Consider the following 26,839-nt stretch of genomic DNA (forward strand, 5'->3'; position numbering starts at 1 on the left):
CGGTGAGTATGTCAACTGATATGCCTCTGGTTGTTGGTAATATTACCGAAGCACTGGCTAAGGTGAATCTCCCTCATGCCAAAAGCATCGTTTTAGTGGGGGACGATAATATGGAAAATCTGGAAATTGCTCTGGTGGCTCATGCAATGAACCCCACCAGTCGCTTGATTATCCGCACTCAAGATCGCCAATTTTGTGACAATATAGCTCCTCTATTTCCCTATGCCCAAGTTCTGTGTGGTGCGGTGTTCTCTGCGGAAGTCTTTGCTTGTGCTGCTTTTGGAGAAAACGTTCTCAGTTTCTTTCACTTGAATGCTCAAATAGTTATGGTGACAGAATACAACATCGAAGAAGGCGATACCCTCAATGGGTTGCTTCTTTCTGAAATAGCTCACGGCTACGGTGTTGTTCCAATTCTCTACCAAAAGTATCGGCAAGAAAATTACTCGTTAATGCCTTGGGATGACGTGACGCTTTATGCAGGCGATCGCTTGATTGTTTTAGCGACAAGCAGTGGTTTGCAGCGAATTGAATGGGGTGAAATGCTTCCTCGCCTTTGGCAAGTGCAGGTTGAACAAGCTCTGACTCAAAATGCTATTGCTAGGGGTGCAGAGAAAATCAGTTTGATTGCGGGATGCAGTTCTACTCATGCTAGGCAATGGATCGATAATTTGCCCGGAGTGTTGCCAACACCACTTTATAAATATCAAGCTCAACGTCTTGTACGCGAGCTTAGAAAAGTGCAGGTTGTGGCAAGTGCAATCTTCAATGAGCAGCCATGAAATCGCTAACTTTAGTATCGATCGCAACCTTTATGCTATTTAGAGTATGCGTTTTCACTTAGTTTAGTAAGAGCTAGCCTTGAGCAGAACACTTTAGACTGACAAAATCTGAAAATCTATTGCTAGTAAACTTTGCAGACGTTGGAACTGAGAGCTAGCTAAGTAAAGCAAATCCCCCTTCCCAAGTAAGCGAGCAGCATCCGTTTGTTTGCCACCCAAAATAATTGCTGAATCCGCCTCACTTGCTGTTCGGAGTGCAACCCGTCCCGGTAAATTAGAACGGATAATGGGAGTAACTACTCCAGCTTCTGGGCGTTGAGTAGCAATAATCAGATGAATTCCAGCAGCCCGCGCCATTGCACCCAACCTTTTAATGCTTTGTTCTAATGCTGCACGAGATTCTTTTTCTGCCATAAAGTCAGCGTATTCATCGAAAATGCAGACGATACGAGGTAAAAACTGACGAGAACGTTGATTGTAAGTTTTTAGATTGGCACACCCAGCTTTTTCAAATCGCTGGTAACGCGATTCCATTTCTGCCACCAATTCATTCATAAGTTCGATCGCACGTTCGCTATCTTTAACAATCGGTGAATGCAACCACCGCATCTCCTCAAACTCTGGGAAGGTGACTCTTTTAGGATCGACAAGGGCAATCTGTAGGTATTCTGGGGAATGACGAACAATAAGACTGAGAAGGAGCGATCGCAAAAACTCACTCTTACCACTTCCTGTGGTACCACCAACTAAGAAATGACAGGTATTTGGATCGGACAAATCTGCTTCTACGAGTTGTCCATCTAAATTAACTCCGATCGCAATTTTCACAGGTGCTGAGAGCGTCGGTACAGTAGTCACAACAGGAGCAAAAAACACGTTTTCTCTCTGCTGTAAAAGTCTCTGCTGTAAAAGTTGATATTTCGTTAATGTAGAGACTAGCATGGCTAGTCTTCACCAAAAAACTGACTACTATATGTTGGTGTAAGTATTTTTACTATCTTACCCCCTAGTTTTGACCATAATTTCAAGTTTTCAAGAATGGGATTTCTCTTGACGCTATGCGGTACTACTTTATTAAGTATAAAATTATACTTAATAATATTAGTGAAACTTGGGAGTTTAAAAAATATACTTATGCCATAATGAAACAAGTATTAAAGTTTTGATAATTATTCTATTTTATACGAGGTAAAATAGATTGGCTTTTAATCCTGAACTTTGCCGTAATGAAAGTGAAGTCGAAAGCAAACTTATAGTCCAGTACTTGCTACCACAGCTAGGATATACTCCTGATACCTGGCATCAAGAAGTTACTGTAGGCAGTATCCGGCTGGATTTTTTAGCATTTGCTGTACAAGTAATCCCCTTTGTACTAGATGCTAACTCTCCATTAAGTGTTGTGATGGAGGCAAAACACCCTCAGCAAAACCTGAATAATCATGTCCCTCGGCTCAAGCATTATTTAATAACGCTAAACGTTGCATATGGATTATTAACTAATGGTAAGGATGTGAGAATATATCAAAATCATCAAAATAATATTCAACTAGTATTTCAATGTACGGGTAAAGAAGTTGAAAAAAATCTAGATAAAATTTCCAATTTAATAGGCAGAGATAACTTGAAACTAAGACAGACTCTAAATAGGGACGTAAAAATAACTGAATATAATTATATTTCTGAAACTAAGAGGCAAAAAATCATGAAAACTATTGCAGTTTATCATAACAAAGGTGGAGTAGGCAAAACAACTATTGCAGTCAATTTAGCAGCAACATTTAGAAAAAAAGGCAAAAAAGTTCTTCTAATAGATATAGATTCTCAAGCCAATTCTACTTTTGCTACAGGTTTAATTAAATTTCAGTTTGAAGAAGATGACGATTTAAGAGATAAAAACGTATACCATTTAATAGAATCAGGTGATTTTAACTTTATTCCCGATATTGTGCGTCAGTCTCAGTATTTTAATAATCCAGAATTAGATGTAATTCCATCTCATATAACATTAATTGAAGCTCAGGAAACACTTAATAAAATACTTGCCAGTAGAAAAAGACTAATTGCTAAACTAAAACGGGTAGAGCAAAATTATGATATTGTAATCATTGATACACCACCCTCTAGAGATTTGTATGCTGAAGTCGCCTTAATTACTGCTGATTATTTGATAATTCCTTCAGATCTAAAACCATTTGCTAATCAGGGGTTACCAACAGTAAAGAATTTTGTTAATCAAATAAATGAAAATAGAGAAGTTATAGGAAAGCCACCTATTCAGATATTGGGAGTATTAGCCTCTAAAATATCAACTAATTCAAAATACTTACAATATACTTTTCCCAGACAACGGAGTGTAATTACAGAAAGATATCAACTACCTCTTATGGAAGCTGTCATATATGATAGAACAGTACTATCAGAATGTTTAAATCAAAGTATAACAGTTGGAGATTTAGAGTATCCCGACCCAAAATCTGTTATTAAATATGGAGAAGAAGTTAAAACAGAAGCTCAAAAATCTGCCATGGAATTTGAGGTTTTAGCGAAAGAAGTTCTCCAAAAAATGGGAGTTAAATAATGATTAATTTTTCACTTGTAGATGTAAAAAGTATATCTTCTGATGTACCTAGATCGAATTTCTCGGAGGCTAATTTAGATACTCTAGCAGACATTATTATCGAAAGCGGAGGATTGATTAGACCTTTAATTATTAAAGCAACGGGAGCAGAAAGTTATAGTGTAGTTGATGGACATCTTGAATATCACGCTGCTGTCAGAGCAAAAGAAAAAAATCCTCGTAAAGGGGAAATGGTGAATGCATTTGTAATTTCTCCAAAAATAGAGGATACAGTTGTCAAGCAAGCTGAAGTTCTCAGAGATGACGAATCATCTGGAAAAATAGTGAAACCACCTATAGAAGCAACAAACTTAGAACAACGTTTTTCAAATCTAGAATTACGGGTTGAAAAACAGATGAATGAGTTAAAGTCAGAACTAGCTAAAGAACGACAAAGCGTAGACGATAAGTTAAAAGAAATTCAAAATTTGATTCCTCTACGACTCGACCCGCTCAACTTATTAAACACTTTAAGTCAGGAAGAGTTATCTATGAAATTACAACGTTCTAGAATTCCCAGTGCTGAAAAACTTGCCAAAGCTATCTTTGATGCTCGAAATAGTAAAAAGGCAAAGCATGAATTTGAAGATTACCGTGATGTGGTAAAATCTGTTAAAGGATTGGGTGATAAAACAATCGTGACTATCATTGATGAGTGGTCAAGAAGTTAGTTACTAGTAAAATGAAAAGAGGGCAATGTCCACCGTTCAAGGTTTGTGAGCAATGTTCACCCTACACTCATAGGTAATCTTCTAGGGGAAGAAATTAAGTTTTCTTGCCCAACGTCATGAAGTATTACTGCAGCTAGTCGTGCAAGTTCTGAATCTGCCATAAAGATGGGGATCGCGTTGCTGTTCCCATTGTTCGTGCTTGTAAGAGCAGTTGGGATTGTTCAAGTGTAAGCCGTTTGTCTCTACTCATGACTTTCTTCTGCAAAAACAGCTCTTAAACAAGGTTAGACATTAAGGATTGCCAATAATAGAAGTGCCCCATAACTTTCTCCTGTAAAAACAGCGCTTAACCAAGGTTATACGTCAGGGATTCGAGTAAAGATTCAGTATGCATTAGAGCAGGACTCAGTTTAGCGATCGCTCTTGAAAAACCAACTCCACAGCTTCTTTTGCTGTTTTCGACTCGTTCAAAATAAATTCATTAGGTCGTTCATACTCATGGAATATGGTTCTTCCGCCATTTTTACGGCATTAATAATTTTCGATTACGCAGTCTATTAAACTGTGTGTAAGGATTTTAGCTTTTCCGTGCCTGTTGACCTTCATCACTCAACTACCGAAATATGTATAAAAAAATATATACTAATAAAGAATCAGAACAGCAACAAAATGTAGAATCTGCGACTTCTTCAGTAAAATCAGATATTAAGAAGTCTGACGCTTGGAAAGCTTACCAGGCTTCTAAGAAGGAGCGTTTTGAGGTTTATCGTCGTCTTGTAGAGCTAGCCTTGAGCAGAACACTTTAGATTGACAAAATCTGAAAATCTATTGCTAGTAAACTTTGCAGACGTTGGAACTGAGAGCTAGCTAAGTAAAGCAAATCCCCTTTCCCAAGTAAGCGAGCAGCATCCGTTTGTTTGCCGCCCAAAATAATTGCTGAATCCGCCTCACTCGCGCTTCGGAGTGCAACTCGTTCCGGTAAATTAGAACGGATAATGGGAGTAACATTATCTTATTGCAAAGTGCTTTGTCCAAAGCGCGTTACCAATTCCTCACGGGAAGAGGTGAGCAAAAGGTTGGCGACTTCATCATCCGGCAATTGTGTCAGTGGCTCAACGATTAATGAAAGCTCCTCGTTAAGAACACCAAACCGACTCTTGAGCAAGCTTTGAATTAAATTCTTTGCCTTTTCGTGTTGTCCTTCTTGTCGTCCTTCTTGTCGTCCTTCTTGTCGTCCAATGCGCTCGATGCTGCTAATGTAGGGCATTTGATTTTCCTCCTCGAATTGTCTCAGTTCGTCCCGAAAGGTAACTTCCAATGGTTCCGGCAGGCGCATCATGCTATCCAGTACCAGGAATATATTGATAATATCTTGTCGGCTATACCCGCGTCTGTAAAGACCTTTGATCAAGCGTAGTTTCCATTGCAACCGCTCTGGGGCGGCTTGGATCGTAGCTTGGGTTTTGCGATGCGCCATCACTACCACAGCGAACGGGTTACTGCTCGCCTCCAGCGTTTCCCAGGTATAGTCTAACAATTTAATGATGGGAAACCGCAGTTGCATAGAGCAGCCCCAGCGCCCGTAACCATATTCCTGGGGTCGCCAGTTGGGTTGTTCGTCGCCCAGCACGGCTAAACTTACCACTTCTCGACCATAGCGGTCAAAAATTTTATAGTTATAGGTAAAGATTCGTTTTGCAAAACCGCTGTCCGTTTGACTTTGTATTTCGATATGCAGGAGAAGCCACGCTTCAGAGCCGTCTCTGAGCCAGACCTTAAGAAGCTTATCAACGAAGCGCGTGCCAATTTCAGCATCCCGAACAATCTGGGTAAACTCTTTGTCGAGGAATTCGTATCCCCGCTCCCATGCGATTTCCCGATGTGCTTCTGGGAAGAAGAAGGCAACAAATGCCTCAAAATACTGTTCAATCGCTACTTTCCACGATTCGTCGTAATTTGCAGGAATGTTGGTTTCTGGTTCCGTCATGCCGTTAGAGTCAATACAGTCCTAAATGTTACTAGGACGTTTTACCACAAGACTTCGCCACCTTCAACAAATCCACGCTATATTGCGTAAGGAAACTTTTCTAAAGCACGGTTAAAACGTATCTATCGATAGATGGCAAGAAAATCAATGATGTAACTGCTTGCAATCAGCTTAACACCATCAATAATGTCAATGTCACAGCCACAAGGGGCGGAAATACATTTTTGAGATGAATTGCTATAGATGATGTGTTACCTGAAAACACGTAGCGATCGCGGAAAGGTCAAAGACGAGCACATTCGCGTTAAGTTAACCTACACTCAGTACTGGTTTTAGACTAGCTAACAATATGCCTATCAATAAACCTCCCGCACCTGAAAACAGAGAAATAATTCCTTTAGATATACTCACAGTTTAACTATATTTTTTGACTTTACGCCTCTGAATTCATAACACAAGTCCGGATTTATACCAATTTTCTATGAAGATGCATACAATTAGCCTGCGAAGGCAGGCTTTGTTTGTATAGCCCCACATTTCCAATGTGAGGGCAATAATGTGCAACTTCACATAGAATTGGTATTAGACATTAGGTATCTATTATTTGGTTATCCAAAGTAAAATCGTGAGGATTCTTGAGAGTAAAGGTATTATTTTCTTTAATTAAATCACCCCTGCAAAGAATAGGTAATCGATCTTGATAGGCTTTAAGAGCCAAAATATAACTATGGTCGTTTAATTTCGTTTTTATTTTTCTTAGTTTATTAATTACAACACCAAGAAGTATAATTTCACCGCTTAATTTGTCTACTAATGGCTGTTCAATTTGCATGATAATTCCCTGAATAAGGGTATTTGGCACAGTGGTGATAAGTTCATTAATAATCTCTAGCTGAGAGCGATTTTCTACTAACGCTAAAGTTTCTGTTGCTTCGCTAATTCTAGTTGCGTAGTCTCCCAAATTTTTTCTACTGGGTAGCAATATTTCAAATTCACCTCGTTCTAGTTCTTGTTTCAGCCAAATCGTGGCATTATTCATAAACGACCCATCTTCATGCCATCCATGCGTTTGTAGATAATTTCTGAGTTCTTCGGGTTCTATATTTTGAAAAATTTCAATATCCCGCACAGTAACTTTCATGGTTGTACTCCTTGACTAAGCCCTTGCATAATTAATTGAAGGGTGCTGACTGTGAATTGGTTACTTCTGGGTCAGGTAATGGTGAGTAGAGAATTTTCATTCTAGAAATATGCAATTCCTTGTCAGGTTAATGATTGGAGCATAATAAGACACAAGCTCTATATATCCGCGTAATTGTGAACAAGTAATGCTTATTTAAGTTTCATGTCTATAGTATGGCTTGTAACTCATTGTATATTGAATTTTTTTAAACTACTGAGAAAAGTGTATATAAAATAGTACAATTAGATGACTCATGGTGCTAGTATGACTGTTGATTCCGGTTCAACTCTGCAAGATATTTTTAAAGCGATCGCATTTGACAGTAGCGAATCCTATGTACAACAAAAGGTGGTAGTACCTCTTTTGCATAGCCTCCTTTTTTAAGAGGGTTGGGAGATCTGCAACGCGTGAAAAACCCAAAATACTCTTGAGATTGCGTAAGAATCTTGTAGACTCAACTTAAAGAAACCTGGTTGTTGGGATTACTTTATCGGCGTTATAGGTTGGGAACCCCGCCTGCTTTATTTGAACTCACTACTACACAAACGAAGTCCGCAAGACAAGGAGTAACGAAAAATCAAGGTTCTGAAACCCACGTAGGTGGGTTTTGCCTTTATAGCCGCGATTTTAATCGCTAAGGCAAGTATTAAAATAAGACTTCTTAGACATCCTCGAATTTCACTAAAATACATAACACTTTTTGTCATTCAGTTGATTGAACACACCAACTTATACTGAGTTTAGTAAAAACTTTATAAACTTTATGCGGAAAATAACTATATTTAAATGAATCACGATATATCAAATCATCAATATATCCAGTATTTTCCGTGGGGAAGGCTGTTATGGGGCAACAAGTTTCGTCATTGGCTCAAAAGTTAGTTGTCGGCATTTTGCTAGCGCTATGTTGGACAACAACCGTGCTGGCTGAAAAGAACCCCGAGCTAACCCGTGCGGAAATTGACAAGCTGTTGCGTATGGGGATTGCAGAGTTGTTACTGAAAAACCAGTCTCCACGACGAGCCGCATTGAAAGATGTCATCGTTCCTCAAGATGCAATCAAGACAGGAACAAATTCTGAAGCCCAACTTCTTTTCAATGAAAAGACTGTGGCTAGGGTCGATGAAAGTACCACCTTCCGGTTTGAACCTGGGTTGCGTCGCTTTCAGGTTCCAAATCGCATCGCCTTAAATGAAATGATCTTTAAGCTTGAGAATGGCACGGCATTAATTTTGAGTCCACCAGGTAGTGTTGGTACTGAAGTTGCAACACCTCAAAGCCAAATCAGCATCCTAGCAGCACGCCCCGCAACCACATCTTCCTCAACTTCAAATCTGCCAGTACCAGCACAGATTCTCAGTCTCGCCGCTAACAAAAGCATCAAATTAAGTCAAAATAACAACGACACTGTTAAACCGCCATCACCCACGCCCAATCTCTTTCTACCAGCACAGAAGGGGAGCGCAGTTATGGTCGTACACAACGCTACAGATAACACCACACAAGTTTTTGCTCTTACGGACGGGGACATCAAAATATCCGATCGCCAGTTGAAAAAAACCGTTTCTCTCCTTGGCGGTCAAACAGTCGCAGTCAAAAATGGATTGGTGGGAAATGTTCAGGAATTCGACTTGCAGGGGTTTTATAAAATCATTGCACTAACTGCCGGTCTTGGAGCAGGGCAAGAAAACCTTGTAGCACAAGAATCTCCTCCCGTGCAGCAGACACTGCAAGCAGTTCGGATTGAAACGTTGGCAGCACTCAAGAATCAAGCTAAAAGAATAAAGGGATTTACTAGCACATTCTTAAGAGATGCACTTGGTGGAACAGAAGGTGACTTAAATCCCCGCCAACCAGCAACAGTTAGGATTAGAAACCCACAAGTTATTACTGGTATTTTTAGAAGAACTGGCAACAATACTGCTGAATTTATACCTGATAATAATCCCAACTCTCCAATTCCCATTGGAGTCGATTTTGACAAGCAAACCATCAACATCAATGGTAGTACAGGTATATCAAATTCTGCTGGTTTAAGTGGAAACAACGCGAGTGGTACAGTGATTGAGCGTAACGGTCAAGCTAGGCGCATAGAAGTTTTTGGTGTCAACGGTGAAGAACCAGCTGTGGGCGCTCCTTTTCGTGGAAGTTTAACTACTGGAGCAATTCGCGATCGCTAATTTCTAATTTTTCCTAATTATATAAATATAAGGTGTGGGGGTACGATTGTGGTCAGAAAAGATTTATTACTCCTATCAGGAGTTTCTCTATTTTTTTTATCTACACCAGTTCTAGCAGCCAATACAACTGAAGACGTAGAAAACAATAACAAATTCATTCAGGAAAATTTGCCAAAGCCTGATTCTTTTTCACCACAGCAAAATATTGTTCAAAGCACTGAGCCAGAACAATTTGAACCGAATTTTTCATTTCCCATAACTTCCGAGGATAAGATAAAGAATTTCACTGAAGTCGCTCAAAGTGGAGAAGAATCTAAAGTTCCAGACACAAGTAGCATGGAACGATTAACATCAGTATCGCAATTGTCAGATGTACAACCTAACGACTGGGCTTTTGCTGCTTTGCAATCCTTAGTAGAACGATATGGTGTCATTGCTGGTTATTCTGATGGCACTTTCAAAGGTAACCGTACCTTAACTCGTTATGAGTTTGCTGCTGGATTGAATGCAGTATTGGATAAAGTCAATGAATTACTTGCTGCTGGGTTAACAGAAAAAGTCAACAAAGAAGATTTAGAAAAGATACAACAGTTGCAAGCAGAATTTGCACCAGAACTAGTCACTTTACGAAGTCGTATAGATACTCTTGAAGCTCATACTGCAAACATACAAGCACAACAATTTTCAACTACAGCCCGCTTGGGAGGACAAGTTATCTTTGGACTAGCAACGGGGTCTGGAGGTGACCCACCAGGGAAAGGAGAAGCAAATACAATTCTCAGTCACTTGACACAATTACAACTTGTTTCTTCTTTCACCGGAAAAGACCTATTTCGTGTGGGGTTGGTTGCAGGTAATACGGCTAATGATGGTTTTGGGAATCCTGATGCATTTAACACCAACATGGCTAGGCTATCTTGGCAAGCAGATTATAACAACGATGTATCCTTGGATTCTCTAGAATACCGATTTGCGGGACTGGGCGATCGCGTCGTTTTCACCTTCAAGCCTGTTGGCTTTAGTTTAAGTAGTGTTCTCACCCCCAACTCTTCACCTTACGCAGATGCTGGTTTGGGAGCGCTTTCCCTGTTTGCTAGTTCAACTCCCGTTTTTAAAATTGGGAGTCTTGATGCTGGTTTGGGCTTTGACTGGTTAGTTTCCGATCGAATGCGCCTGCAATTGGCTTACGGTACTAGAAATAGCAACAGTAGTAGAGACGGTGTGTTTGGTGCAGACCACAGTGCTTTAGGAGTACAACTTTTGTACAAACCAACAAGCTCATTCGTTGCTGGTTTAGCTTATGTGAACGCTTATTCTAGTGACGGTCAATTAGACACCGGTACGGGTAGCAGCAATGCTGATACCTCTGGGGGAATCAACGAACCCTCTCAGATTCACGCTATCAACACAAGCATAAGATGGCAATTAACAGATCGACTTATTCTTGGTGCTTGGGGCGGTTTAATGGTAACAAACTCTTTAAAGTCAGATGCTGTTGTATTAAGTAGTACTTATTTGCTGTCTTTAGGGCTGTACGACCCCTTTGGTAGAAGAGGCGATTTGTTTGGATTTTTAGTCGGTCTACCCCCAAAGTTAAATGCTGGTTATTTAATTGAACAAGCTGATACTGGAAATTCCACTCACTATGAAGTGTTCTACCGCTTTCTTGTCAGCGAAAACATCGCAATTACTCCTGGCTTTTTTATCGTCACCGATCCCGGACATATTTCTGGAAACAACGACATTTTTGTAGGAGCTATTCGTACAACTTTTAACTTCTAAGATCCCTGCAAGGGAAACGCTACTGAAAAATGTGTGAGAGGGATGGAGCGGGATACCTTCAGAAGGCGATCGCTTTCTTCAACTTGCTTGTCTTGTCTGCTTCTTCTATCTGCCCAATAGTCCACAAATGTTTTAGGTGCGTGCTACAAAACTCAGAACGATAAATTCCACAATTGTCCCGAGAAGTTACCACACCCAGCCATCCTAGGTTGATTGTTTATCCCATCATTAACGATATCCAAACATTTGTTATTGCCTGTAAATTGTGTTTTTAGACGATAAAAACCTGGAGTCGCTGTAGCTTCTATGTTCCACAATTGTCCTGAGAAATTCCCACAGTCAGCCATCCTAGGCTGGTTGTTTATCCCATCATTAACGATATCCAAACATTTGTTATTGCCTGTAAATTGTGTTTTCAAACGAAAATAACCGGAATACTCTGTCGGTTCTACACTCCACAATTGCCCGGAGAAATTCCCACAGTCAGCCATAATAGGTTGATTGTTGACACCATCGTTAATGATATCCAAACATTTGTTACTTCCCGTAAATTGCGTTTTTAAACGATAAGTTGATTGAGCGGTTACCTTTTGTACTAAGGGTAAAGTTACAGTCACAGAAGTTACTGTAGCCAACAAAGCAATTTTAGCCAAGTGGTTGCCGATCGTTGTGTTCATTGATTTTCGTTCGCCAATTAGTGTTGACACAAAAAGTTTCTGTATAACAGCAAGGGATATACAGAAAGCTCATATAACGTGCAGATTTAGGTATTATACAGAGTTTTATCCTATAAATAACAAAAAATTAATTTATTTTTAGCTTTATTAGCCCATTTTGAACGATTCCGGTCAATCGGGCTTATAATTAAAAATCCAATCTTGAAATTCTTCACGACTCATCTGTGACTGCTCCTGCATTTGCCGATCCGCAGTCTCTGTGTCGGTTGCATAGTACCGCATTTCACCCAATGCGCTACGGGTTTGGATGAGATGCATGCGGGGGATACGGCGTTGTTCGTAGGTAGCCAAAGCTTCTTGAATGCTAGATGCTTGTCCCAAGCACGACGCTAATTCATAAGCGTCTTCAAACGTGCAATTTGCCCCCTGTCCCAAAGCAGGTGCCATTGGATGAGCAGCATCACCTAACAAAACCACTCTTCCTTGACTCCACGAATTAAGTGGTAAGCGATCGCAAATTGGTGCTTCCAAAATTTGCTCGGCTGGAGTTGCTTCCACGAGAGCTCGCAGCGATTCTCCCCAATCCGCTAATCGAGCGAGAACCCTAGATTTGACCTCAGCTACATTTTGGGAAAGAGTAAAATCTGGTAATAGCCTGCGATACAGCCACGAAATATACCCATTACCAACATTCAGCAGATACATAAATTCTTGATTACCTTGAACAAATCCGAGTTCACCTGGATTAAGGGCTTCTTGTTTGTAATTGATAACAGTACGCCAAGACATACTTCCTAAATAGCGGGGTTTGCCGTCTCCAATTAAAGATTCTCTAATCGCTGAGTTGATACCATCGGCTCCAATGAGTAAATCTGCACTCACCCGTTTCCCATTCTCAAAATATATTGACACGCAGCGATCGTCTTGTTCAAAACCGATGCAGCGATGGTCAAGATGAATGCTCTCAGATGGCAGTTTAGATGCAAGAATTTGCTGCAAATGCCACCACCAAACGGTAATAAATGGCCGACCGTATTTATCCTGATATCTACTTGCTGGATTAGTACGGATTGTTTCACCTTGAGTATTCTTTAAAAGGGTTTTGCTAACCTCACAACCAGAATTTTTGATAGTTTCTACTATCCCTGGTTCAATAGCATCTAGAAAATTTAAACCATTTGGTAGCAATCCCAAGCCACCACCAATAGGACGAAAATCTTGTGCTTTTTCATACACTTGAACATCACACCCCAACTTTCGGAGTGCGACAGCAACAGCCAAACCTCCAAGTCCAGCACCAATAACAGCTACTTTTTCTATCAATGGTTTAGACAACTTCTTAAATTTGAGTTTTTTCCTATGCGATCGCATGATACTCCATAATTCACTTCATGCGATCGCTTTCACTTCCACACGACATGAAGTGCGATACGGATGGTGCTGTTCAGCCAATTGCATAAATCTCCAACCCACAACATATAAATTCATAACTCAATCAACTTCGCCCCACATTAGGTAACGGAGCAAAAGATAACTTTATGAAAAATACAACTTGGTTTTTAGCTTTAGCAGTCTTTGCGATCGGTTTTTTTACAGCATCCGGTTCGGCCAACTCATCTTTAGTTGTTAGGGAATGGTTCTTTGGATTTTGGGATTGCAATATCGACGGGCGTCCCGCCAAAATGCAGTGGTATACGGTTAACGATCCGCAAACCACCTGCGACGGTGATATCTGCTCGAGTACGAGCGGTGTAAAAGTTGTAGGGCGTTTTAGCGATAATGGCACTCCTTGGGTTCCTCTGGCAAAGAGATGGTCCAGAAATTCAGAGCTTGCTATTCGCTATTTGGGCAACGAACAAGACAATTGGTATCTCAACTACAACAGCAGTACGCGCTCTGCTAATGGCTGGACGACCTGGCGGGGTAAACGCTACTCCCTACAATGCCGGAAGATTAACCAGTAGTAGCCAAACAACCGAACGCAGACGCCTTCCCATACTTCGTTGTCACCGAATAGCGATGCGGCAAAGCCGCCGATAAAGCGATCGCTCTTCACGCACCGTCTGTCAAATCTGATATACAAAATACCCCCACGACTTACGTGAGGGTTATGAGACTTGTTCTCTAACAACTACAGCATTTTGACGAACTCGGGGTAAAAAGTCCGCAAGTTGCGATCGTTTAGGCTGCGGAACAAAGACAGGTTGTAAAGAACTTTATTAATTTCCGCCTTCTTGGGTGCAAAGACATCATTTAAAAACCTTACCGTTCCCTTCAAACACAAAGTTTTCATCAAGATAGTACTTGTACCAGAAGTGATAACCTTGATTCGATGACTGAATTCTTGAAGTGCATCTTGCACCCGGTCTGATAAACCCCGATACTGCCTGGTTTAATCTTACATAGAGCGAGAATATGAGTGATAGTACCCCAATGGGTGCTTGTTACTCTTAAAAAAGACGATTCGATCGCAACACCAAACGATAAGCGCTTCGATTGCGGAGGAAAGCCGTATAGATTCCTACAATTGTAGGAGCAGTCTCAAATACGTGACAAAAACGATCGGTAAGCTTTGATAGTGCGATAGCATAAGCGCTAACGGCTGAAGCCGTATCGCTTAGGGGGAAACTGAGCGAGCGTGCTTATTGCTGAAGCACTGGTAGAGATAGAGGAAACTAGCATGAATATTGAAATCATTGAAGCCCGTCCACAAGATCGGTCGATTTTGAGTCATTTGATAGAACTTTACTTTTATGATTTTAGTGAGTTCATGGGGTGGGATGTTGGGAATGATGGTCGGTTCGGGGACAACGCTCTTAAAGGTTGTTGGACTGAGCCGTGGCGGCATCCGTTTCTTGTCAAGGTAGATGGCTCGATCGCAGGGTTTGTAATTGCCGACGGGCGCAGCCATTTTTCAGGAGACGAACACACGATGGACATGGGTGAATTCTTCATCCTACGCAAATACCGCCGACAAGGTATTGGCTATCGGGTAGCGACCGACATTTTCGATTTGTTTCCCAGTCAGTGGGAGGTACGACAGCTAGACTTGAATGTAGATGCACAAACATTTTGGCGCAAGGTTATCAACCGATACACCAATAACCAATTCTATGAGATTTCTTGGAATGATGAGCGTTATTGTGGTGTGGCTCAATTATTTAACAACACCATTAAAACCCCCAAGCAACTCATGAGCGTTTAGATATTATCCCTTAATGCCTACAGCATTTTGACGAACTCGGGGTAAAAAGTCCGTAAGTTGCGATCGTTTGGGCTGCGGAACAAAGACAAGTTGTAAAGAACTTTATTAATTTCCGCCTTCTTGGGTGCAAAGACATCATTTAAAAACCTTACCGTTCCCATTGCCATGAGTCCTTCAGCACTAGGACCGACCCAAAATCCACCAATGGGTTTGGTCAGGGGACGAAATTTCTTGGCCTCGTAATCAAACGCACGCCACCTGTAAGATAGCGTCACAACATCCGGTGTTTCATCGCCCTCTTTACCTTGCCAGCTCAAGAAGTCGATAGAGTCTGACATCTTGCCTTCAAACACAAAGTTTTCATCAAGATAGTACTTGTACCAAGAGAACATACACTGTTACTCCAACCCCTTCCACTTCCATTGGGTCTTTTACTTTGATTCGATGACTGAGTTTTTGAAGTGCATCTCGCACCTGGTATGATAAACCCTGATACTGCCTGGTTTAATGCTACACAATGGAGAAATGCGAGTGATAGTACCCCGATGGGTGCCTGTTACTGTTACAAAAGACAATTCGAGCGGTAGCGAACGATGAAGGAGTTCTCAGCAAGCTATTTGTAATTCTCACTACACTAGTCTACTGGTAAGAGTTATGCGATCGCTCGCACTTTAATCAATTAACAAACGTTTTTTAAATCAAGTCACAATCAGCCAACTTTTGAGTGCAGGTTGTGCGATTCTCAATTTCTGCATCATCTCAAGTAAGTGAGACTGCATATTCCTCAGAAAGACACATATAAATCGATATTGGTTTAGTGCAATAAGTTTTTCTGAGGAAACATGAGATATAAATACTTAATTGCTTCAATAGTAGCTATAGGAATAATGGCTATATCTGCTTATCCTTCAAACAAATACAATTCATTTTCATATATACAAAACATAGATAAAACACCTAAAATTGTGAACTTGAAACAAATGCAAGCTCGAAGACCTCTAAATTGTGATTGTGGAATTCCAACACGTCGAGAAAGCGGCGCTACCCGTATGAGACAATCTATATTAGTTAATTATTATAGCTAAGCTTTGCAAATATATAGCGATCGATTCAAATTATTCAATACCTACAAAATTTTATTTTAATTTTTATAAAGCAAAAAATCCTAATTCCTACTCCCATGGTTTAAAGATAATGAAACCGTGGGATTCTTATTTTGCCTGAAGTTTGTGGTTGGCGATCGCTTCGTTACAGCATAAGTAAATCGAGAAAAAATCAAACCATGTAACGAAACTTAAATATTCTAGATCTGTAGCAAGCCTAGCGGCGAAGGTATGCACCGCCACTACATTATTATTTCCACTGACTTACTTAGCAACAAAGCACTACTTGTTAAGCTGTCGTGCATATAATTTGGAGATTCTTAGATTGGGGAAAAATGAGTCAAACTCTCCCCCATTCTCCCTTTCCCCTCCTCTCCCTCTCGGTCAACATGAGAAAATGAAAGGCAGCACAGCTTATCCTGCAACGGGACTAACAGTTCCCATACGCGTCTTGCAACTGGATTGAGAAAAAGACCAGCGGGCGAAAAGCTGGGTATGTCCCCAAATGGCACCAATGTCGAAAAAATTTCAAAAGTGCCTTGTCCGGGATGCATAAACAATAGGAACCAGACATAGAAACAAATGAAGGGGTTAAACCAAACCCAAACAAACTGTACTACAACAAATCCAGATAGAGTTTTATGATAAACCGCATTCGCACAGCAATTGTAGGTATGAGCATCCTTGCAACTGCGCTAGTCTCCACAACAGCAACAGCGATACAACCCCAAGCGGAAGTTGTATCTCAAAACTGTACTGATGCCGTTCGCTTCGCAAAATATACCTTAGCCAGTTCACGCCCAGCGCAGCCCAGTTCCAACTTACCTATTGCAGCGCCACAAGAGGGTCCAACAGAAAAGAAAACTTGTGAAACCACTAATTCTCCTGGCACCAATAAACAGGGAGAAAATGGTACTAACCGTTGTACAACTTGCACTTACTCTTCTAATGGTCATGTCACGGTCAATTGTATTTTTATCAAAACTAAAAATCCAGGTTCACCTCAAAACTAAAGATCCTGTAAGTCTGCGTAAATAAACATAACTTCTGTTAGGGCTGTTAGTGATTGGTAGTAAGTAGTTACTGGGCTTTAAGGCTCTTAACAGAAGTTAATATATAGCAGTCTTAAATGAAATATAAAAATAAGAGTGAAGACTGCTAATAGCTAATTGCTTTTTGACCATTAGCTATTAGCCCTTCGGGTTCGCCCTTCGGGTTCGCCAGTCCCCTACGGCGGGAAACCCGCCTGCAGGGCTGGTCTCACCAGTCCCCTACGGCGGGAAACCCGCCTACAGGGCTGGTCTCACCATTAGCTATTAGCCATGAGCCATTCAATTTTTTAATAAATATTTTCTGATTGATATATCAATTAAATTCAAACAGCAAAAACAATGAATAAAAATATAAAAAAAGCTTTGTTGCTGATTGTTTTTACATTTTTAATTAATTATTCTTTGATAATTTTTTATTTAGCAATAGGTGGCAAATGGGTTATACCTGGTTCATTTATTGTGACAGGAGTTTATATGTTCGTACCCATGCTTGTTGCTATTATTATTCAAAAATTATTTTACAAGCAATCTTTAAAATCATTAGGGTTATCTTGGAATTTAAATACGTGGTTTTTAGTAGCTTGGTTACTACCTTTAATTATTGTATTTGCAACATTAGGCATCAGCTTACTATTTCCCGGCGTTAAATACTCTCCCAACCCGATCGCAGCATTAGAGCAATTCAAATCTGTAATACCTTCAGAAGAATTGCAACAAATCGAAAGTGATTTAGCTGCCGTGCCAGACAATGCTTTGATCTTCACAAGCATAGTACAAGGTTTAATTGCAGGTGTAACAATTAATGCAGTTTTTGCTTTTGGTGAAGAATTAGGTTGGCGAGGACTTTTACAAACAGAGCTAAATTTTATAGGTTTCTGGAAGTCATCTGCAATTATTGGTCTCACTTGGGGGGTATGGCACGCTCCACTCATTCTACAAGGACATAATTATCCCCAGCATCCTCAAATTGGTGTTTTTATGATGGTCGTCTTGACTTTATTGTTATCCCCTATATTCAGTTACATTACAATGAAATCGAAATCAGTAATTGCTGCTGCTATTATGCATGGCACTTTAAATGCAATTGCTGGGCTCCCCGTCTTATTGACTGAGGGAGGAAATGATTTGACAGTTGGTATGAGTGGTTTTGCGGGATTTATTGCGATCGCCATCGTCGTCATATGTCTTTTTACCTATGATTATTTCTTAGCTAAAGAGCCTTTAATGTCAAAGTGAAGATCTGTAAGCTGTTCTTGCATATAATTTGCACATTCTAAGATTGTGGGAAAATCAGTCAAACCCTCCCCTCTCAGTCAGCATGAGAAAATTAAAAATGGTAGTGCAAAATTCTAACTACTTGTACTGTTAGCCATGCGAGAAGGTAAAAAGCCAGAATAGCTTTCCTCTCGATGTTTATTGCGCTGTTCGATCTGTTTTTCTACAACTTTCAGACGGTCTTGCAAACCTTTAAGAACCGCAATCGCTCGCGGATCGTAAAAACTATTGACACCGAAATCTGTAAATGCTTTTACATCAAGCTTGACACCAGTTCCCTCTATGACGCTAATTTGTGCGAAGGTTGGTTCTATGCCAGGAAGAAAACTGGTTAAATTTTTCTCCAATTCTATCGTCCCTTTAACCGTAGGAATAGGCTGATAAATCGCTCCAGGCATATTAGGAACAAAAGACATATACTGATATTGAATCCACGCAATGGCTGAGTGTTGCGGACCTGCTGTGAAAATAATTTGTGTCAGCAAGTTAATCAACTGGTCGCGATCGCTCAACTGCTGAGGTAAGGAAGCTACACCAAAGCCTCTATCACTTACGGGTTTCCGTAAAGCTGTTAACCAATTTTGCAACTCGAAATCCTCTTGAATATCTTGAGAAGATTTGTAGTAAATGTCTATATACCGATTGACATACTCAAACAGAGCATCCCAAACGAGCAAACCGTCATCTCGATAGGGAAAATTTTTTAATATAGAGCGATCGCCTACACCACGCAGACGTAAATTGTTTGGGAGTGCATAGTTGCTAAAGTTGTCAAACATCTCGGAGACACCAAGATTAGCCAGATGAAGCGAGCTTTCAAGAGTACTTCCTAAAAGGATATCTACGTATCCTCCTGGATTAATCAACACTCGATCCCCAAAGGCATTGATTGCCATTGTAAACTCAAAATGCGGTTTCAATAGCACGTGTACTGGATGAAGATCGGGGAGTTCGCGTACAGTTGCTAGTGCAATTGGTTCCAGAGCAAGATGGGTTTGACCTAAGTGACGTACCAATGCATGAACGGAAAAGTCAGCCATTTGAGCGATTAGCTTGGCTAAAGTCCAGTCCACTCCATCCATAGGAGTACAAAGCAAACTTTTTTGGGGTATTTGTCCCAGTTGAATGGCAATGGGGATTAAACGCCAACCAGCCCGGTTGCGATCGGCGTAATAGAGAGCGATGGGAGCGCACAGATATTGGTTTTCTTTTGCCGTAACGCCATTGGCATTAAGTATTGCATAGTCGGTTACAAACAAACTGCCATTTGTGGTAGCACTTTCGAGGGTTTCACTGGCGTATCCCGTTCCTCTAGCAGCACTGAGAACGGTTTGAAAAATATCATTCGTTATCCCAAGTTTTTCTTGGAGATTATACTTGAGTGCCAAAACGTTGGTAATTTCCATGGGATTGGGACCCCAAAGTCTTTGTCCTGCAAATGTAGCATCGCTGCGAAAGGTTTTGGCAATATCTGGTAGGGGTAAGACTTTAAAAACATTTGTGTAGTCTTCTAGTGTTAGAAAGGGTTTGGGGTTTTGTAAAAATGCTTGTTGATTCTCTGTAATTTTCTGGCTTATGCTTGCTTGATTCTTGCTATATTCATCATCAAAAACCTCCTGGGTTGGTAAAGTTGCTACGCGAATAGAGTTTGGTAGTCGAGATGTTAATTTATATTCAGAGCGTGCAATCTCAAGCTGCTGTTGGCGTTCTTTTTGGGCTGCTAACGAATTTTTTTGAGGTAAAGTTGGGATTTGAGAATTCTTGGGAAGTTTGGGTTGAGTTTTGCTTGCTAGGAAACGTTCCAAGCCAAGCGCACACGTGAAACCTAGGATCGCTAACACGGTTCGACGCGGGAGAACGTACTGCTTGATTAATTGTTGGAGTTGTTGTTGTCGGTTAGGCGATCCCATGATAGTGTTTCTCCCAAAAATTTGACTCCTTACATCTGGCACCAAAGTATGAATACTGAATTTTTATGTATTCAATAGACATATATTTTTATCAATAACACGAAAAATCGGAGTTTATAGCCTGCGTAGGCAGGCTTTGTTTGTATAGCCTCATCCTTTTAGGGTGTAGGTGCAAGATATAAGACTCCAGACTAACACCAATAAAACGTGGTTGGCGAGGCTAAATACGGGGACTGTAAACTTTGTAGATTTTTACCATCAATCAAAGCCCCCCGTCCTAAACAGAGGGCTTTTATTTTAGCTAGCTAGAATAACCAAAACTTTGATTTTAAGGAACGGGAGGTAAAGGGAAGTTAGTATCGGTATAAGTCACTGGAAGAGTGACAACAATGGTTTGCTTTTGTTGAGTATTTTGTCCGGAACATTGCCCCCAAACATCAATAGAATCAGTAAGAGTTGTCTGTACAGTTTTTGTTTTATTATTATGAGAGTTAGGTTGAGCCCAAGTACCACCTAGAGCTTTATTTCCAGCATCTTCCAATTCTTCTAGAGAAAAAGGTTGTATAACAACATTTTGCGAGTAGGAGATAGCGTTAGTTGGTTTGTCAATTAAAACCGTTAATTGCTGAGCTTTTGGTTGAAAGGAAAGATGAGCTACCTTTTGTCCGGGAGGACAACTCATCTTTACACTAAACTTCATATCTAAATTCCCTGACTTATTCGCTAGCACGTGTTGACCGCAGTCTAAACCACAGCTACCATGCTTCATAGGAACATTGGCTTTGGCATTACCAATCTGCACTATAGTTGGCTGATAACTGGACTGAGGTGCTTTGAAATCTTTTAAATCTTTTGCCTGGGGAATTAAAGAAAGTGCAGATGCATGAGTAGAAATTGAGGCTATAGTTAAAGCTGTTAGTGTTAGGGAAGCGATTGTCGATCTCATATTTATCTATCCTAATGAATCTTGTTAGAGAAGAAAGTTTTTCTTTCCCCTTCACTTTCCCCATATGTTCGCCTCTATTGTTTTATGCATGTCAACTTTAGAGCATTGGTAAATGACTTCCTTGGTACTCGAAAAGCTTAAGCGATCGCTGTAATACCCATCACCCAGAGCGATCGCTCAATCTAAACTAGCTCAATGCTTTACAAATCTTGCGATCGCTCTCACTCACGTTTGGATTATTTTCAAGGTAATTCTTGAGCTTTTTGCATCCCTGCTGCACGAGATCGTCTAAGTCTAAATTCCAAAGCATCATGCCAGCATTCCCACCACTGACCAACAGTTTACCATCCGGACTGAAGCTGATGCTATTCACTTCACCTCTGTATCCCGATAGTGTTTTTAGCAACGTACCATTCATGGTGTTCCATAGCTTGATAGTACCATCAGCGCTACCAGAAGCAAGTATCTGACCGTTTGAACTGAAACTCAAACTTTTTACACCGTTTGTATGTCCTGTTAGCGTACTTATTAACCCACCATCTGTAACTTTCCACAGTTTGATGGTGTTGTCCCAACTTGCTGAAGCTAAGATTTTGCCATCTGGACTGAAACTCAGGTGTGCGATCGCTAAACTATGACCTTTCAAAGTTTTCACCAAAGTGCCATCTACACGCCAAAGTTTCACAGTATTATCATAGCTACCAGAGGCTAACATCTTACCATCCGGGCTAAAATCCACACTAGTTACCTCATCATTATGCCCTAACAGTGTTTTTAATAACTTGCCATCAGCAAGACGCCACAGCTTAATTGTTTTATCTGCACTTCCAGAAGCGATGATTTGATTATCTGGGCTGAAACTGATACTATTGACTCTTTTTTCATGCCCCGTTAATCTTTGAATGAACTGGTTATTTATTAAATTCCAAATCTTAATACTTTTATTGTCACCTGCTGTTGCTAAAGTTTTGCCATCAGGACTAAAGACCGCATCATAAATAATATCTTGTTTGGTCTTAAAAACTTTAACTAAAGATGCATTTACAATTTGCTTTTGCTGCCATAATTTGACTTCTCCATTCCATCCAGCAGAGGCAAAAACTTTTCCATCCGGGCTAAAACTTACACTATAAATACCTTCTTCTTGCGATATTATACTATTGTTTAAGTTCCAAAATCGAATTGTTTTATCATCACTGGCAGAAGCAAGAATTTTACCATCAGGGCTAAAATTCACATCTCTAACTTGTTCATCATGCCCTTTAATAGTTGCTAACAAAGTACCATCTATACTCCAAAGCTTAATAGTACCGTCAGCAGCAGCAGAAGCAACAATCCGACCATCTGGGCTAAAACTAATACCGTTGACTGGCTGAGTATGACCCTTTTGACCCCCCAGAGTTTGCCATAATTGACCGTCGAGCTTCCATAGATTTATAGTTCGATCGCCACTAGCAGAGGCGATGGTTTTACCATCAGGGCTAAATTTGACACGGGTAACTCGGTCTGTATGTCCGGAAAAAGTTCTCATTAACTGACCATCTGCTACATTCCACAGTTTGACAATGTTATCTTCCCCACCAGAAACAAGAAACTTTCCATCCGGACTAAAGCTAACACTATTCACCCAACCGTTATGGGCATTCCATGTCTTAATTAGCTTGCCATTCATGCGCCAGAGTTTCACAGTTTTATCTCGGCTTGCAGATGCAATTATAAAATCTCCTCTTTGTTTTACCTTTTGAGATTGAGACACCAGAGAAGTCGTGACATTAGGGCTAAAACTAACACTTGTAACGATATCGCTGTGTCCTGTCAAAATTTCAACTAACTTGCCATCAATAGAGTATATTTTGATAGTTCGATCGGTACTTGCAGAGGCGAGAAACTTCCCATCCGGACTAAAAGCGATACTCGTCACTCTATCTTGCTGCGCTGGGAAAGTAGAGATTAATTTGCCCTCAGCACTCCATATCTTTATAGTAGAGTCATCGCTAGCAGAGGCGAGAAGTTTACCCCCCGGACTAAAACTTACGGCGTTCACTTGTTGGGCGTGACTTTGCAAGCGGTTAATCTCTTGAGTTTGGTAAACTGCTTGCTGGAGAGTCGCCACAGTTGCTAGCTCGACATCTCGTGCAGGTGCAAAAACTTGCTTAAACTGTTCCCCAGCTTTCACGCTTGCGATTAATGCTTCCATCTGGCGATTGGATAACAGTAGCGCTTCAGACGATGCATTCAAAGCAGCAACTTCCCCAACCTGGGCTGCTTGTTGTTTGAAGTAAGCCAATCCACCAAAACCCGTTGCAGTCACTCCAAGTACGCCGATCGCAGCAACAGCCCTTTGAGCTTGTCGCAATCGCTTTTTCTGCTCGAGTTGTTGTCGCTGTCTTTCTTCCAGACAAGCCGCAATATACTGTTGGACATCGTGAGACAATTCATCCGTGTATTTGACATAGATATCTTCCGCCTCAGCCAGACGCACGCCCCGCAATAAAAAATCAGATTGTTCGTTATTGTGCTTCCACAAAACAGCCGCTTGCTCGATTTGACGTTGCAACCGCAATTTACTGCGATTTTCCTCCAGCCACCAACGCAATGTTGACCAGTGACGAATGAGAATTTCATGAGCAACTTCTACAGTCACTGCATTTGTAGGTAGAGACAAACCAGGTAATATTTCCCCCTCATCCCCCTTGTCTCCCTTGTCCCCCCTATCCCCCCTATCCCCCTCTTCCAAATCCATCACTACTAACTTCGCCGCAGTTAAAGCTTGCAATGTTCTGTCTACCAAAGGAGCGGGATATTTTTTTACAACCAAATCCGATTTCAACACCCTTCGCTTGGTATCTTCCGTACCCTCTCCTAATTGAGTCAGCGACAGAAAAATCCAGCGAGCGCAATCCCGTGCAAGGCGATCTAAACCATCGTAAACTGCTTGTGCTTTGTGTTCTAGCGCACCTTTAATCCCCCCAAGATGCTGCTGATACGCTGCTAAAGTTAGCTCACCCTCCTGGCGGTATTCCCACAACTGTTGCAGTACAAATTCTAAAAGCGGTAAATTTCCTACAGAATCGTTTAACTCTTGTAAAAGAATTTCTACAAGTCCAGATTCGACTTTTAGACCCACTTGTTCGGCGGGGTTGACAATAACACGGTGGTAGTCATCGCGATCCAATCGGGGAGGAACCAGTACACTTGAGTGTTGCAAAAGCAAAGCCAGTTCTGGTACTTCCAAACAGGGGGCGATGAAGTCTGCTCGCAAAGTAATCACTAATTTAAACCTGTCAGAAGCATATGCGATCGCACCCAACACAAGTTCTAGAAATCGCTTTCTCTCTTCATAAGAAGCCAGAGTGAAAAGTTCCTCAAACTGATCTATCACCAAAACTACCATTGGTTCCGGTCGGCTGCGTACCCAGTAAACAAAACCCTCTATCCCCTGGTACAGCAATCCTTCTAATATAAGCTTGGGAGACGAAGAGGTCATTTCTCCCGCGATTTCCCCTCGTCCCCCTATCCCCTTGTCCTCTTGTCCCGAAGCAGCCAATCGGCGCGATAAAGCCTCTAGAGGTTGTGCGCCCGGTCTCAAACTTTTGATCCACCAATTTTCGCTACCCGGTAATTGTTTACCCGAACGCAATTGAGTCATCAATCCCGCTTGTACGACAGAAGATTTCCCACTCCCAGAAGCTCCTACCACAGCTAGGAATGAATTGCGTGCTAAGTCATTAATTAACTGTTGGGTTAAGGTTTCTCTACCGTAAAAATACTGAACATCTTCTTCCCCAAACGCTTCTAAACCTTTGTAAGGGCAAATTCCTAAGTCCAATGCTACAGCTTTGCGATCGCTGCGCGTATCGGTAAAAGCTGGTATAATTTCGATAATACCTTGCGTACCTGACAGCCAAATGTGGAGTGGAAAAGCTCCTGCTAGGTAGACTTGCAATTGAGTAATCCAACCCGCTATTGATAAGCCACTTGGTTTAGAAGCTGTTGTTAAAGTATTGACCAGAGCATCTGCAAATTGTTCTAAATTGTAACGGGGCGAATTGGCTGCAATAATACATTGCGCTTTTTCAGAACCGACTTGTAAATCTTCAATCCATTCGTGTGGGGTAAAGCGATCGCTCTCCCCCGCCAAAAAGTCTAAAATGATAATCTGTTGGGCTGCTTGAGAGCGACGCAACTGCTGTCTCAACCAAGCACGGCTCAACCAAACATCTTCAGACAGTACTAAAGCCACTTCTCCTGTCGGAGTCTCCTCCAGTCGTCCGCGCAAATATAACAATACTGTTGCTGGTTTTTCAGCTTTCTGTTGTTTTTGGTTTGGTAAATACAAAAATTCTTGAATTGCTTCTCGAACCTCTTTGGCAGTTGCTTTCCCCTGTCGGGGTAAATACTCCAACTCAAAGCCACCAGCACTACGCAAAACTTTACAAAAAGCCAGTGTTATTTGACTACCGCTCAATCCTTCAACGACAAGTGCTTGCCTTATGGGACGCGGTTCTTCAATCGCCCCAATGGAACCAATAATCAGTTCTCCAACGCCTTCTACAATTCGTTTGGGAGTTTGTAAGGGATATTCCCGAAACAACTGCGTGTCCCCTTTGCCGCGTTTTTGCTGATTGATCAGGCGCAGTTGTTGGTTCGTTTTATCTATATATTGTAGGGTTTGGTGATAAACATAGCGATAAAGACCATCAGCAGAAATTGCTCCTTGTAAATCTGCTGCTTCACCTTGCAATCCGCGCATCAAATAATAAGTAAATACTCCATGCCCTAGTTCTGGAAACTCCCAAGATTGCTGATCGGTATCGCAAGAAAGCAGGGCATAAAATCCCTTACTCATGGCAGCGACTTTCTGCAAAACTTCCACCAGTTGACGCGTAGCATTCAGTAAAGGTTCTGCTACAGTTGCGCCCCTAAGTGTCATACCGCCACTATGACATGCATCGAGCCATACAAGCTGATTTTGTGCATTACATTTCCCCAATAATTGCAAAAGTTCCTGTATGGCTAAACCCGTATTGAGTATGTCATCTTTTTGAGTATTTGCCAAACATAGGAATGTTTGATGAGTGTTTGGCACGAATATCCCATGACCGGAGAAATAAAAGAGAATTGTGTCTTGTGGGCGAGCCGCAGTAGAGATTTCTTGAAGGCTAGCACGGACAGTTTCTAAGTAAGGTAATTGTGGGGCAAAATCATGGTAAATTTTTATTTCTTTTTGCGGAAAATGCTCGGTTGCTCCCACCAAAGCTTTCGCTAACCCCTGACAATCCACTGCTGAGTAATTCAAATTTGGGAGTCGCTCATCTTGGTAGTGGTTGACTCCCACCAATAGCAGCCAAAGTTTGGCAGCACTTGTTTGTTGAGTGTAAGTTGAGCGACTCGTACCAACTGCACGCGGACACATTTTATTCTATAGGTCTCCTATTCTATACGTAGCTAAAACGACTAAAAGGGGCA

General features: G+C 41.2%; 19 protein-coding genes and 2 pseudogenes. 10 read left to right on the forward strand and 11 right to left on the reverse strand.

From position 1 onward, the window contains the following. Positions 1-8: 8 nt before the first annotated feature. On the forward strand, positions 9-782 hold the full coding sequence (locus tag AB0756_RS32395; protein WP_237265895.1) for a TrkA C-terminal domain-containing protein: 774 nt from the start codon (positions 9-11) through the stop codon (positions 780-782). A gap of 93 nt (positions 783-875) precedes the next feature. Here AB0756_RS32395 and AB0756_RS32400 read toward each other — a convergent pair. Next, a pseudogene (locus AB0756_RS32400) lies at positions 876-1,619 on the reverse strand (FtsK/SpoIIIE domain-containing protein); the annotation flags it as partial. Positions 1,620-1,980: 361 nt separating this feature from the next. Between AB0756_RS32400 and AB0756_RS32405 the strand changes: the two are divergent. The 3 genes from AB0756_RS32405 (at position 1,981) to AB0756_RS32415 (ending at position 4,876) form a co-directional block, all read left to right on the forward strand. Next, entirely contained in the window at positions 1,981-3,360 is a 1,380-nt protein-coding gene (locus AB0756_RS32405; protein ID WP_038072745.1) for an AAA family ATPase, read from the forward strand. Then, positions 3,360-4,070 carry a ParB/Srx family N-terminal domain-containing protein gene (locus AB0756_RS32410; RefSeq protein WP_038072747.1) on the forward strand — a complete coding sequence of 237 codons (711 nt, stop codon included), beginning with the start codon at positions 3,360-3,362 and terminating at the stop codon, positions 4,068-4,070. The genes AB0756_RS32405 and AB0756_RS32410 overlap by 1 nt, the downstream gene beginning before the upstream one ends. 623 nt (positions 4,071-4,693) lie before the next feature. Further along, entirely contained in the window at positions 4,694-4,876 is a 183-nt protein-coding gene (locus AB0756_RS32415) for a hypothetical protein (protein ID WP_050045880.1), read from the forward strand. Here the strand turns inward: AB0756_RS32415 and AB0756_RS32420 are convergent. The 3 genes and pseudogenes from AB0756_RS32420 to AB0756_RS32430 form a co-directional block, all read right to left on the reverse strand. Continuing rightward, a pseudogene (locus AB0756_RS32420) lies at positions 4,873-5,076 on the reverse strand (hypothetical protein); the annotation flags it as partial. The gene AB0756_RS32415 and the pseudogene AB0756_RS32420 overlap by 4 nt on opposite strands. A gap of 6 nt (positions 5,077-5,082) precedes the next feature. Then, positions 5,083-6,057, reverse strand: coding sequence for an RpnC/YadD family protein (locus tag AB0756_RS32425; protein WP_050045881.1), 975 nt, complete (start codon positions 6,055-6,057; stop codon positions 5,083-5,085). Positions 6,058-6,646: 589 nt separating this feature from the next. Then, complete coding sequence (locus AB0756_RS32430) at positions 6,647-7,198, reverse strand: hypothetical protein (protein WP_038072749.1); 552 nt, start codon at positions 7,196-7,198, stop codon at positions 6,647-6,649. Between the two features lie 887 nt (positions 7,199-8,085). On the opposite strand from AB0756_RS32430, the gene AB0756_RS32435 reads away from it, so the two are divergent. Both AB0756_RS32435 and AB0756_RS32440 read left to right on the forward strand, forming a co-directional pair. Then, complete coding sequence (locus tag AB0756_RS32435; RefSeq protein WP_038072754.1) at positions 8,086-9,420, forward strand: hypothetical protein; 1,335 nt, start codon at positions 8,086-8,088, stop codon at positions 9,418-9,420. Between the two features lie 48 nt (positions 9,421-9,468). Beyond that, positions 9,469-11,202 carry an iron uptake porin gene (locus AB0756_RS32440; RefSeq protein WP_336604373.1) on the forward strand — a complete coding sequence of 578 codons (1,734 nt, stop codon included), beginning with the start codon at positions 9,469-9,471 and terminating at the stop codon, positions 11,200-11,202. A gap of 152 nt (positions 11,203-11,354) precedes the next feature. On the opposite strand, the gene AB0756_RS32445 is transcribed toward AB0756_RS32440, so the two are convergent. Continuing rightward, positions 11,355-11,909 (reverse strand): RICIN domain-containing protein, encoded by a 555-nt coding sequence (locus tag AB0756_RS32445; protein ID WP_237265896.1) that lies wholly within the window; start codon positions 11,907-11,909, stop codon positions 11,355-11,357. A gap of 141 nt (positions 11,910-12,050) precedes the next feature. Continuing rightward, on the reverse strand, positions 12,051-13,214 hold the full coding sequence (locus AB0756_RS32450) for an FAD-dependent oxidoreductase (protein ID WP_336604374.1): 1,164 nt from the start codon (positions 13,212-13,214) through the stop codon (positions 12,051-12,053). A gap of 203 nt (positions 13,215-13,417) precedes the next feature. Between AB0756_RS32450 and AB0756_RS32455 the strand changes: the two genes are divergently transcribed. Continuing rightward, positions 13,418-13,843: a DUF6006 family protein gene (locus AB0756_RS32455; protein ID WP_038072759.1), complete on the forward strand. Its 426-nt coding sequence runs from the start codon at positions 13,418-13,420 to the stop codon at positions 13,841-13,843. Between the two features lie 167 nt (positions 13,844-14,010). Here the strand turns inward: AB0756_RS32455 and AB0756_RS32460 are convergent, their stop codons facing one another. Continuing rightward, entirely contained in the window at positions 14,011-14,241 is a 231-nt protein-coding gene (locus tag AB0756_RS32460; RefSeq protein ID WP_038072760.1) for a hypothetical protein, read from the reverse strand. A gap of 318 nt (positions 14,242-14,559) precedes the next feature. Here AB0756_RS32460 and AB0756_RS32465 point away from each other — a divergent pair, with 318 nt between their 5' ends. Continuing rightward, positions 14,560-15,084 carry a GNAT family N-acetyltransferase gene (locus AB0756_RS32465; protein WP_038072770.1) on the forward strand — a complete coding sequence of 175 codons (525 nt, stop codon included), beginning with the start codon at positions 14,560-14,562 and terminating at the stop codon, positions 15,082-15,084. Positions 15,085-15,101: 17 nt separating this feature from the next. Here AB0756_RS32465 and AB0756_RS32470 read toward each other — a convergent pair whose 3' ends face one another. Then, complete coding sequence (locus AB0756_RS32470) at positions 15,102-15,476, reverse strand: hypothetical protein (RefSeq protein ID WP_038072761.1); 375 nt, start codon at positions 15,474-15,476, stop codon at positions 15,102-15,104. Between the two features lie 1,352 nt (positions 15,477-16,828). On the opposite strand from AB0756_RS32470, the gene AB0756_RS32475 reads away from it, so the two are divergent. Both AB0756_RS32475 and AB0756_RS32480 read left to right on the forward strand, forming a co-directional pair. After that, positions 16,829-17,200 (forward strand): hypothetical protein, encoded by a 372-nt coding sequence (locus tag AB0756_RS32475; RefSeq protein WP_038124525.1) that lies wholly within the window; start codon positions 16,829-16,831, stop codon positions 17,198-17,200. Positions 17,201-17,578: 378 nt separating this feature from the next. Further along, positions 17,579-18,475, forward strand: a complete 897-nt coding sequence (locus AB0756_RS32480) for a CPBP family intramembrane glutamic endopeptidase (RefSeq protein ID WP_038106226.1) — start codon at positions 17,579-17,581, stop codon at positions 18,473-18,475. A gap of 113 nt (positions 18,476-18,588) precedes the next feature. Here the strand turns inward: AB0756_RS32480 and AB0756_RS32485 are convergent, their stop codons facing one another. The 3 genes from AB0756_RS32485 to AB0756_RS32495 all read right to left on the reverse strand — a co-directional run bounded on the left by AB0756_RS32485 (position 18,589) and on the right by AB0756_RS32495 (position 26,786). Further along, positions 18,589-20,424 (reverse strand): lipoxygenase family protein, encoded by a 1,836-nt coding sequence (locus AB0756_RS32485; RefSeq protein ID WP_038106225.1) that lies wholly within the window; start codon positions 20,422-20,424, stop codon positions 18,589-18,591. 328 nt (positions 20,425-20,752) lie between these two features. Next, the gene (locus AB0756_RS32490; protein WP_038106224.1) at positions 20,753-21,370 is read right to left on the reverse strand and encodes a hypothetical protein; all 618 of its coding nucleotides are present in this window, start codon (positions 21,368-21,370) and stop codon (positions 20,753-20,755) included. Between the two features lie 187 nt (positions 21,371-21,557). Continuing rightward, positions 21,558-26,786, reverse strand: coding sequence for an nSTAND1 domain-containing NTPase (locus AB0756_RS32495; protein ID WP_167844701.1), 5,229 nt, complete (start codon positions 26,784-26,786; stop codon positions 21,558-21,560). Positions 26,787-26,839: the final 53 nt, after the last annotated feature.

Source organism: Tolypothrix campylonemoides VB511288_2, assembly GCF_045999855.1.
GTDB classification, from domain to species: Bacteria; Cyanobacteriota; Cyanobacteriia; order Cyanobacteriales; family Nostocaceae; genus Scytonema; species Scytonema bouteillei_A.